At 54.9% G+C, this 5,494-nt stretch carries 6 protein-coding genes; 1 reads left to right on the top strand and 5 read right to left on the bottom strand.

All coding sequences use genetic code 11. The annotated features are described in order from the left end of the window. Window positions 1-290, bottom strand: a 290-nt coding sequence (locus tag PMI31_RS19575) for an outer membrane protein transport protein (protein WP_008020031.1), incomplete at its 3' end; no start/stop codon positions are given. Between the two features lie 226 nt (window positions 291-516). On the opposite strand from PMI31_RS19575, the gene PMI31_RS19570 reads away from it, so the two are divergent. Then, window positions 517-1,311, top strand: a complete 795-nt coding sequence (locus PMI31_RS19570; RefSeq protein ID WP_086778612.1) for a hypothetical protein — start codon at window positions 517-519, stop codon at window positions 1,309-1,311. 118 nt (window positions 1,312-1,429) lie between these two features. On the opposite strand, the gene PMI31_RS19565 is transcribed toward PMI31_RS19570, so the two are convergent. The 4 genes from PMI31_RS19565 to PMI31_RS30815 all read right to left on the bottom strand — a co-directional run. Then, window positions 1,430-2,437 (bottom strand): HAD family hydrolase, encoded by a 1,008-nt coding sequence (locus PMI31_RS19565; RefSeq protein ID WP_008020029.1) that lies wholly within the window; start codon window positions 2,435-2,437, stop codon window positions 1,430-1,432. Window positions 2,438-2,577: 140 nt separating this feature from the next. Continuing rightward, window positions 2,578-4,236 (bottom strand): arylsulfatase, encoded by a 1,659-nt coding sequence (locus PMI31_RS19560; protein ID WP_008020026.1) that lies wholly within the window; start codon window positions 4,234-4,236, stop codon window positions 2,578-2,580. Window positions 4,237-4,554: 318 nt separating this feature from the next. Further along, window positions 4,555-5,004, bottom strand: coding sequence for a hypothetical protein (locus tag PMI31_RS30155; protein WP_081500332.1), 450 nt, complete (start codon window positions 5,002-5,004; stop codon window positions 4,555-4,557). Between the two features lie 336 nt (window positions 5,005-5,340). Next, a partial coding sequence (locus PMI31_RS30815; protein ID WP_008020023.1) for a tetratricopeptide repeat protein occupies window positions 5,341-5,494 on the bottom strand: 154 nt, incomplete at its 5' end.

Genomic DNA, 5,494 nt, shown 5'->3' with positions numbered 1-5,494 from the left:
GCATTGCCGCTGCCGCTGCCCGGGACGTTGGTGCCGGAGTCGCGGTCGAAGCTCAAATCACCGTACAGGACCTGCAAGCCGGCAGTGATTTGTGTGCCGGGCAGGTAGCTCATGCCCGCCGGGTTGCTGGCGATGGTCGAGGGGCCCTGGGCTCGGGCGGCGGCGCCGGCGTTGGCGAGGCCGGCGTTATCGGTGCCGATTTCGTAGAGCATGATGCCGCCGGCCCATACTTGCTGGCTGCACAGCGCGAGGAGTGTAAAGGTGGACAGGGCAGCGCTACTGGTTGGCATGGTTAACCTCGGTACTATCCATTTTCGAATTAACGTAGCAGACGCACACTTGTCCATGGAGTCCACAGCAGGCGCCCCACACCCCCTCTCAAGTCGAATTGATACTAGTCAAGAAAACTGATCTAAGCTCTCCGGGACCGCTTCGTATGGAAGCGATCCATCTGGAGTGGTAGTGCACATTCTCGATATCGAGAAGGAGCTACTGATGAGCAAAGTCTTTCACCTCATGCCTGTTATGGCCCTGGCAGTTATTTGGCCCAACATCGGTCTAACTGCTGATAGCCAGGCTGAGCTGGCCAAACAATCACTGAATCCGGTTGCGGCGCTCTACAGCGTGCCAATTCAGTACAACTGGAACCAGAAGCTCGGCCCCAGTGGCGAGGGCTACCAAAGCGTTACCAATATCCAGCCAGTACTGCCATTTAGCCTCAACGACGAGTGGAATCTCATTTCCCGAACCATCCTGCCGATTATCGATCAGCATGGCCTGGTAGCGGGTGGACAGGCGGACAAATCCGGTATCGGCGATGTAACCCAGAGCTTCTTCTTTTCACCCAAGCACCCGACCGCGAGCGGCTGGATCTGGGGAGCAGGGCCGGTAATCCTGGTGCCGACCGGTAGTGATGAGCTGTTGAGTGGTGAGCAATGGGGGGCGGGTCCTACCGTAGTTGCCCTCAAACAAAGCAATGGCTGGACCCGCGGTATTCTGGCCAATCACATCTGGTCACTGTACAACAGCCCGCCTGATGACAAAGACAAAATCAACCAAACCTTCTTGCAGCCCTTCTTCAGCTACACCACCCACACTTACACCACCTATGGCATCAACACCGAGTCTACCTACGACTGGCAGACCCGCGAATGGTCGGCTCCGATCAACCTGTTTGTGACCCAGTTGTTCAAAGTGGGTCATCAGCCCATGAGTCTGCAAGCAGGGCCGCGCTACTGGGTTGATAGCCCGAAAGATGGCGCTGAGGGTTGGGGATTTCGGGTGGCATTTACGCTGTTGTTCCCAAAATGATTCCAATCATGCTGCTCCATCTACTGGCAGCCCATCACTCCCTACCATCGCAACTTGTGCAATTGTCTTAACAACCGCTAATGCCCCTGCGGCTGCGGCGCGATAGATACGCTGGGTTTCAAGGTGCCGCGCTATCAAAAGGGTAGATTTTGCGCCACTCCTTGGCCATATCTACCACCGTCCAATTCTGCGCCCGGGCTTCATCCAGAGCCTTGTCCAGCTTCCCGACTTTCGACTCCCGGTCGTAAGCCCATTCACGTTGTGCATCGGTGTGATGCACGAGTCCCATGAAGCGCTTGCCATCGCCCGCGGCGGTCCATTGCAACATTTGCTGATCACCATCGGAGTTACCAAAAGCGAAGATCGGTCGGCGGCCTATAACGCTTTCGATACTGACGGGTTTACCAGGGCCGTCGTCGTAATGCGCTAGCTTGGGCAGGCGCATGATCACCGGCTTGCCGGCGTTGTATTGATACTCACCGGTAAAGGAGGTGCCGATAACCTGCTCGGGCGGAATGCCATATACTTCCTCTGTCCAGGCGCGCATGAACTCTACTTCGCCTCCTGACACGATGTAGGTCTTGAAGCCATTGGCGCGCAAATACGCGAGCAGATCGAGCATGGGCTGATAAACCATCTCGGTGTAGGGCTTATGGGTTTTGGGATGCACGGCCTTGGCCAGCCAAGCCCGGACATTGGCTAAAAAGGCTTGAGTACTGATCTCGGTATGGGTGGCATCGATGATCTTCATCAGCCCCTCCATGCCGCTGCTCGCCAAGGTTTTCTGGTCGTTGTCCAGCACGGCCTTGAATGGCTGCTGCTGTTGCCATTCCGGGTGTTGGGGCGCGAGGCGCTTAACCTCCTCCAGAGCGAACAGCATCTGAAAATACAGGGGCTGTTCGCTCCAAAGCGTTCCGTCGTTATCGAACACTGCGATGCGTTCAACCGGCGGTACAAAATCCTTGGAACCATCTGCCGTTACTGCCTGGACGAATTCGACAATGGAGCGTTTGGAAGGGCCCTCTTGCCAGGATGGCAAGGGTTCCGCTGCTTGCAGCAACAGTGGCCACAACAAAGCAAGCAAGAGCCAACGCATTGATGGACGGGCCAACGAGACGTTGTTCATAAATGCATTCCCCTAGACCATTCGAGAGGGTGGATCATGAAATATCCACTACTAGGTTTGTTACGAGTGGTGACTGTTCGTAAACGTCAAAATGGCGAAGTGGCGACCTCTGATGAAGCCGCCATGTTCCGCCTGTTTTATCAGTTACCCGCTGGCATCGGCAGGTTGATGCCTTCTTTTTTCAGGATGTCACGTACGTATTGGAATTTCTGGTATTGCGACAGTTCGATCGGTCCGTCATAACCCATGCTTTGCAGTTTGCGTGGTGGGTAATCGACGTAGGTTTTCATCAATTTGATGATCGCGCCCGTGATCGGCACCATCGTCCAGGTACGCTCGGTGAAGTTGTTCATGAAGAGGTCATAGCGCTCTTGCGGGTCTTGCCACAAGTCAAAGACCTGCGGCACGGTGGCCACATATTTTTCGGCGCCTTTCCATCCCAGGTTACTGTCCACAGCCAGACCACCGGTTTGCGCGCCATCATCGCCCCGCAGGTTGAATACGGCTTTATAGTTACCAACACGGGCGGCCCCCGGGGATAATTCGTTCTCGGTAAAGTAGAACCACTCCTTACGCGGAGAAGGGCCACTGCCGGTGAGTACTGGGGTCATGTCGTAACTGTCGAAGATGATCGGCTGACCCTCGCGATCTTTCTCCGGTAGCTTCACACCCGCAACAGAGGCGAACGTCGCCATCAAATCGAGGCCACCAAGCATTTCGTGATTTTTCGTGTCCGGCTTGATCTTGTCTGGCCAGACGGCGATGGCCGGTACCCGGTTACCACCCTCACGCACTGTGCCCTTGGTACCACGAAACGGTGTGTAGCCAGCATCCGGATAAACATCCTGCCAGGCCCCGTTGTCAGTGGTGTAAACCACCAGAGTGTTCTTATCCAGGCCGAGCGCCTTGAGCTTGTCCATGATGCGGCCGATGTGGGTATCGAGTTCGACGATAGAGTCGGCGTACTTGGACTTGGACATGGACTTATGAATGAACTCCGGTGCCGGCATGTTAGGCTGGTGCACCTTCATGAAGTTGACGTTGATGAAAAACGGCTTGTCCGATTTGGCCGCCGTGTCGAGAAACTCCAGTGCGGCTTTCTCGACATAGTTATCAAAGAAAGGAATGCCGACCACACCGGGTTTGCCATCCACGACAGGCGTGTCCACGTACTGGCCGTTGACCTTGAACTCTTCGACAGGCTTTTCTCCCGCCTTGCCGGACAAGGCGCCCTTGGTCACCTTTTGAAACATCGCGCGGGTTTCCGGGTCCATGTCCGGGAACCAGGTCGGGTCAGCGTAGGTGTAGGCGTTGAGGTGGTACAGGCCGACGTATTTCATCACGTCATAACCTTGCGCATTGGGCAGCGCATAGTCGGCTTCGCCCAAATGCCATTTGCCGGTGAAATAAGTGTCGTAGCCACCGGTTTTCAGCACTGAGGCCAGCGTCCACTCGGCTGCTGGCAGGCCACCGCCCTGGCCCTGGAAGGCCACGGTAGTCATACCACTACGATTAGGGATCCGCCCGGTTTGCATGGCCGCACGACCAGGCGTGCAGCTTGGCTGGGCATAAAAAGAGTAGAAAGTGACCCCCTCTGCCGCCAGCTCATCGATGCTGGGTGTCGGCATGCCTCGACCGACCCCGCCGCCGTAGGGGCCTAGGTCGCCATAGCCGGTATCGTCGGAGACGATAAACAGAATATTGGTCTTTTCCGTTTGAGCCGCGTGAGCCAGTCCGTTCAATGACAAAAGCGCAGCAAACACTATAGATAACCTGAAACGATCCGATAGCTGTTCCATACCAGGATTCCTCGTTGTTTCATGGTGTTAGCAACCGGGTGATGAGTGCACATCAACATTGACCCTTGGTGCATTGACCACCGAGCAAATAGCCTAGGTACTGCGTACAGAATCACTTCCCCCTTACCACATGACCATGCACGGGTTAAGGCGCAGGAAGGAGTCTAGTGCGGTTTTTTCAAATGGACGGGGCGATTGCAGTGTTTTTGTGGTGTATGTAACGCTAGGATTACAAGCTGGATAAATACCAACCATGTATACGGTAAACACAATCGCCACATATAAGCGCGACTCGACTCAAAAATGACTATGGGTGTTTCATCGAGTCGCGTGTGCAACATCGCCACAGAAAATATCGACGCTACCATCCTCTGGTGAAGTCCGCACGACAACCGAGTATTTGCCAGAAAGCAGGTCTGGCATGGTTATCGGTGCGCTTCTGTAAAAGGTCCATCCGCCGGTCCCCGCATTGGGTTCCGTGTTGACCTTATCGTTCATTGCGAACGCGGCTGGTCCGGGTTGCTGACAACTACCTTTGTTGATAAACGTGTAGATGCGCGGGGGCAAGATGGTTCCGGTTGGAACTCCGGTGATGTAGAAGTCAAAGTTGGTTTGATTGCCCACGCTGGTCAATGTGGTCGTGGCGGTATGACCAGGGTTTTTATGGGTCGCTGTCAAAGGAAGATTCATTGATTGGTGTGATGAGCTGGCGCAGCCGAAGAGACTTGCGGTGATCAATAGCGCTGACAGGGGAGGACAGAGTTTCATTGCCAACCTCCAATAATGGAAGAAGCGCGGTGGGGGGATTATTGGGTATAGCTCATTAACGCGGTGTTGCGTTCTTGGACATCTACTTTTATAGCTCACCCAAATTCCTGAACACCCCGGTTTCTCAATCCGACTTGGTGAATCCCATGCTCACACGCTCGAGCACCTGCAAGTAAGTGGGTGGTTCCGGCACGATGCCGCGCTGTCGCAAAAGTGCATGCAATTTCGGCAGGCAAAATACGGCACCGACGCCAACAGGTGATGCTCAATGTGAAAGTTGATCCGAATCGGCGCTACGCAAGTGCGGGTAATCCAACCTTCGGAAAATAAGGACATCTATTTCAGCGCTGGATCATCGCGGTTCATCCTTTTCCAGCCCTGCAACAGCACCTGCGCCTTGGGTTCCTGGCCGCTGTCGAGGTAATACTGGATCAGCGACAGCCGTGCATTGCGGTTGGCCGGTTGCCCTTTCAACAGCCGTTCCAGTTCT

It is taken from the genome of Pseudomonas sp. GM55 (assembly GCF_000282395.1).
In the GTDB taxonomy this organism is placed as follows: Bacteria; Pseudomonadota; Gammaproteobacteria; order Pseudomonadales; family Pseudomonadaceae; genus Aquipseudomonas; species Aquipseudomonas fluorescens_CC.
Note: the sequence above shows the minus strand (reverse complement) of the source record. Positions and strands in the feature narration are given on the sequence as shown.

Bases quoted from the DNA above. Each gene is read 5' to 3' on its own strand.
- PMI31_RS19570 (WP_086778612.1), top strand. From the start codon at position 517: ATGCCTGTTATGGCCCTGGCAGTTATTTGGCCCAACATCGGTCTAACT.
- PMI31_RS19565 (WP_008020029.1), bottom strand. From the start codon at position 2,437: ATGAACAACGTCTCGTTGGCCCGTCCATCAATGCGTTGGCTCTTGCTT.
- PMI31_RS19560 (WP_008020026.1), bottom strand. From the start codon at position 4,236: ATGGAACAGCTATCGGATCGTTTCAGGTTATCTATAGTGTTTGCTGCG.
- PMI31_RS30155 (WP_081500332.1), bottom strand. From the start codon at position 5,004: ATGAAACTCTGTCCTCCCCTGTCAGCGCTATTGATCACCGCAAGTCTC.